Annotated in this window: 5 protein-coding genes and 1 pseudogene; 4 read left to right on the top strand and 2 right to left on the bottom strand. The window is 35.2% G+C overall.

From position 1 onward, the window contains the following. Positions 1 to 17 precede the first annotated feature (17 nt). Positions 18 to 643 (bottom strand): annotated as a pseudogene (locus BA053_RS05415) (phosphoribosylaminoimidazolesuccinocarboxamide synthase). 74 nt (positions 644 to 717) lie between these two features. Between BA053_RS05415 and trmD the strand changes: the two are divergent. Together trmD and rplS are read left to right on the top strand one after the other, a co-directional pair. Continuing rightward, positions 718 to 1,428, top strand: a complete 711-nt coding sequence (gene trmD / locus BA053_RS05410) for a tRNA (guanosine(37)-N1)-methyltransferase TrmD (protein WP_065094837.1) — start codon at positions 718 to 720, stop codon at positions 1,426 to 1,428. After that, positions 1,412 to 1,789, top strand: coding sequence for a 50S ribosomal protein L19 (gene rplS, locus BA053_RS05405; RefSeq protein WP_006279489.1), 378 nt, complete (start codon positions 1,412 to 1,414; stop codon positions 1,787 to 1,789). Before trmD ends, rplS begins: the two co-directional genes overlap by 17 nt. A gap of 48 nt (positions 1,790 to 1,837) precedes the next feature. Here rplS and BA053_RS07885 read toward each other — a convergent pair whose 3' ends face one another. Further along, positions 1,838 to 2,020 (bottom strand): hypothetical protein, encoded by a 183-nt coding sequence (locus BA053_RS07885; RefSeq protein WP_065095365.1) that lies wholly within the window; start codon positions 2,018 to 2,020, stop codon positions 1,838 to 1,840. A gap of 48 nt (positions 2,021 to 2,068) precedes the next feature. Between BA053_RS07885 and pstA the strand changes: the two genes are divergently transcribed. Both pstA and BA053_RS05390 read left to right on the top strand, forming a co-directional pair. Continuing rightward, positions 2,069 to 3,319 (top strand): phosphate ABC transporter permease PstA, encoded by a 1,251-nt coding sequence (gene pstA / locus BA053_RS05395; protein WP_065094835.1) that lies wholly within the window; start codon positions 2,069 to 2,071, stop codon positions 3,317 to 3,319. A 6-nt stretch (positions 3,320 to 3,325) separates the two neighbouring features. Next, entirely contained in the window at positions 3,326 to 4,123 is a 798-nt protein-coding gene (locus BA053_RS05390) for a phosphoribosylformylglycinamidine synthase subunit PurQ (RefSeq protein WP_065106844.1), read from the top strand. Positions 4,124 to 4,250 lie beyond the last annotated feature (127 nt).

Raw genomic sequence — 4,250 nt, 5'->3', positions numbered from 1 at the left:
GATAGAGTAGTATTTAGTTAACCTAACTTTACTGACAGTCTTTTTGCAACTTCTAGGTATGCTTCCTTTAAATCTCCTAAATTCAAACGAAAGACATCTTTATCTAGCTTTTTATAAGTATTTTTATCCCATAATCTGCAGTTATCAGGGCTAATTTCATCATTGCATTGATTTTTAAAGTTGTAGTTTTAACTTCATCCATTTCTTTGCTAGATAGCCAATCAAAATACAGTATGTGATTTTCACTTACCATTGGGTCGGCTAGGTCATCATTTTTGTAAAAAAAATCGATTATAGGAGATGCAAGCCTCTCACCTTCTTTGATATTAAAACGTTTGCAAAAGCTGCCAGCTGCGACATTTCTAACTACTACCTCAAGAGGTATTATCTTGAGTTTTTTGACTAGCTGTTCTCTTTCGTTTAGAGTTTTTATAAAGTGTGTGCTAATTTCTGCTTTCTCAAGCTTTTCCATGATAAAAGCACTAATATGATTATTAATTATTCCTTTACCATCGATTATTTCATATTTTTCCTTATTGAATGCTGTAACATCATCTTTAAAGTGCTGTATGACAATTGATAAGTCTTCAGTTTCAATAATGGCTTTCGCTTTACCTTCGTATATCGTTTTATTCAGTGACATGTTTAATTTAACTATATATTATATCAATTTACTGTTCTTAGAGTATAGCCCCAAATAACTTAAAATAAACCTTAATGGCATTCAATGTTACAATATTAACCATATTTCCAGAAATGTTCCCCGGGTTTTTGAACTATTCTCTTGCCGGAAAAGCGTTAGAAAAAGAAATATGGAACCTTGAAGTAATAAATATTCGTTCTTTTGCGAAAGATAAACATTCAACTGTGGATGATGTTCCATATGGAGGTGGAGCAGGAATGGTTATGCGTTCTGATGTAGTTGGTGATGCAGTAGATAGTATGCTCTCTGTTCATAAAAACACTAAGTTTATTTACATGACTCCATCTGGAACTAAGTTTAATCAGAATATTGCCAGAGAATTATTAGAGTTTCCTCATATAACAATATTGTGTGGTCGATTTGAAGGTATTGACCAAAGGATAATTGATGCGTATACTCCTTATGAGTTAAGTATTGGAGATTATATACTTTCAGGAGGTGAGCCAGCTGCAATGGTGGTTCTTGATGCGTGCATTAGACTTCTTCCAGGTGTAGTAAATAATACCGATAGTATTACTGAAGAAAGTTTTAATTATGGTGGTGGTGTACTTGAATATCCTCAATATACTAGACCTGAGCAGTGGAAGGGATATAAAGTACCTGAGGTTTTGTTATCTGGCAATCACAAAAAAATAAGTGATTGGAGGCAGAAGCAGTCTCATGTTATAACAAAAAAGCGTAGGCCTGAATTATTGAATGGAGAGATAAATGACAAATTTACTTAAAAAATTTAACGAACAGCAAATGCAAGTGTTAGCTAAAGAAATACCAGAATTTCGTCCTGGCGATGATTTGAAGGTCACTTTTAAAGTAGTTGACGGTACAAGTGAACGTATACAGATATTTGAAGGTGTATGTATATCAAAAAGGAACCGCGGGTTACATTCTTCTTTTGCAGTCAGAAAAGTGAGCCATGGAGAAAGTATAGTGTCTCAGTTTTTTGTTTATTCTCCTGCACTGGTTTCAGTGCAAGTGACAAGAAAAGGAAAGGTTCGTAGAGCAAAACTGTATTATCTGTGCAAACTATTTGGAAAAGCTGCAAGGATCAAAGAGCGTACTACTTATGTTAAAAAGAAATCTAAGTAGATACAATAGGGAGTGATGTCAATTGTGTCATCTCAGAACTCTCTCTTGTCATCCCAGTGCGTGACACACAACTGTACGAACATTGTGTTTGCCTCCCGCTGTGGTGTCATTCCAGTGCTCCGACACTGGGATCCAGCATTCATTATTCTCCTTTTGGTTTGTGCTTTCATGGAAAGTGTAAAAATTATTTGCAGGCAAAGCCTGCTGGATCCCAGTGTCAGCTACTTGCATGACAAAAAAGGGGAAAGTTTTTTCAAATCCTCGTGTAAAGAAAAGTAAATGAGTATAAAGAAAAAATTCCTTAAATTACTTCAGTCAAGGCGTGTACATGCTCGTATAAAAAGGAAAAATAAAAAGAACAGAGCGCTACGCTTTTGTTCTTTCACGGCACTAGTTATCTCACTTGGCTGTCCTGTGTGTATATTGTTGAGTATATTAGTTAACTCTTACAGTGCCTTAACAGTAACGAAAATTTTATTGCCAGTTGAAATAAATGCTGATCTTACTTTGGCGAGTAATCCTAGTGATTTGCGGTATAAGTCCATTGGCTTACTCAACGATTCTTTACGTAAGGTGTTTGGAGGAACTGATTTTAAAGACGGTGACGAAATTTTAAGTCGTAATTCTTACAAAGAACTAGAGGAATTTTTTCGTAAGAAAGTAAAAGATAGTGGTGAATATGAGATCTGGTTTACCGCGTCAAGTATAATTAATTCAATAAATAAAGATAAACATTTGAATGATCGTTATGCTAAATTACTTGATTGGCTAAAAGAAAAGAGGAGAGTGAAAAAATTTTTTAATAAGTCTTTATTCCTTAAATCTGACTCTCGTGAACCTGAGAATGCAGGGATTTTAGGGGCATTTATCGGTTCATTAATGACAATTATAGTGTGCCTAGCATTAGCATTACCAATAGGAATTATGTCGGGCATCTGTCTTTACGAATTTATGCCTAAAAATAGGCTAATGACTAATATTGTAGAAATTAGCATGAATAATCTTGCTGCAGTGCCTTCAATAATATTTGGTGTAGTGGGCTTAACTCTCTATCTTGGCATATTTGGGCTACCACGCTCTTCACCACTTGTTGGTGGAATGACTCTTTCATTTATGATGTTACCTAATATTATAATTGCAACAAAAAATGCCTTTGCGAATGTTCCTATTACGATAAAAGATGCAGCGTTTGCGCTCGGTGCACCTCACATCAAGGTGATATTAGATCACTCTTTACCGATTGCGTTACCAAGAATAATACATGGTACTGTGCTTGCAATTGCAAGGATTTTAGGTGAATCTTCTCCTTTACTTATGATGGGTATGGTGGCATTTATTGCTGATACACCTACGTCCTTTTTCGATCCGGCAACTGTTCTACCTGTGCAAATATACATATGGTCAAGCAATCCTGAAATTGCATTTGTTGAACTTGCTGCTATCGCAATTATAGCTTTATTATTGGTGTTATTTGCGTTAAATTTAGTAGCAAATTTTGTAAAAAGGAAATTCGAATTTTTTAATTTTTAGCAATTCATGAAAATCACAGTCCTATCTGGTTATGGCTTAAATTGCGAAAAAGAAACTGCATTTGCATTTATGGAATGCAGCAGAAAACTTGGTATTGGTAATATTGAAGTAAAAATCGTTCACATTAACGATATCATAGATAATCCAGGTGAACTGAAATTAAGCAATATACTTGCAATTCCAGGGGGTTTTTCCTATGGTGATGACACTGGTGCTGGTAATGCGTTTGCTTTACGTATTAAAAACAACTTGTTGGATGAGTTTCAAGAGTTTTTATCTCAGGACAAGCTGATTATAGGAATATGTAATGGTTGTCAGATATTAGTAAAATTAATTCCAGAGTTCTCTAATCTAGCTTTAATCCATAATGATATAGGCAATTACCAATGCCGCTGGATTAGAGTGAGAGTTAATCCGCAGAGTAATTCTGTTTGGCTACGGGGCCTGAGTGAACTATATCTCCCTATTGCTCATGGGGAAGGCAAATTTTTTATGGATCAAGATATTTTGAACCAATTGATTGAGAGCAATTCCACCGTATTACGTTACATTGATAAAAATGGCAACTATGCTAACCTACAATTTCCTTACAATCCGAATGGATCTACATACGACCTAGCAGCTTTATCAGATAAAAGTGGAAGAGTGCTAGCTTTAATGCCCCATCCAGAAAGGGGAATATTTTTTACCCAGCAAGATAATTGGCCCCTTGAAAAAGAAAAGAGCAAGCGTTTAGGTGTTGCTGTGCCAAAATATGGCGATGGAATGCTTATATTTGAAAATGCACTGAAGTATTTTTGTTAAAATTTATTGATAGGGGTTTATGGTCGAAATTATCCTCTGATATTATAAAAACTTACTTGACACCCTTTGCCAGCCCTCTTATCATGAAACTGAAGGTATTCATTTATCTTCAATCTGTGCAGATTAA

This window comes from Wolbachia endosymbiont of Nomada ferruginata, assembly GCF_001675785.1.
GTDB lineage: Bacteria > Pseudomonadota > Alphaproteobacteria > Rickettsiales > Anaplasmataceae > Wolbachia > Wolbachia pipientis.
The sequence above is the reverse complement of the archived record's forward strand: the minus strand, read 5'-3'. Positions and strand labels throughout refer to the sequence as shown.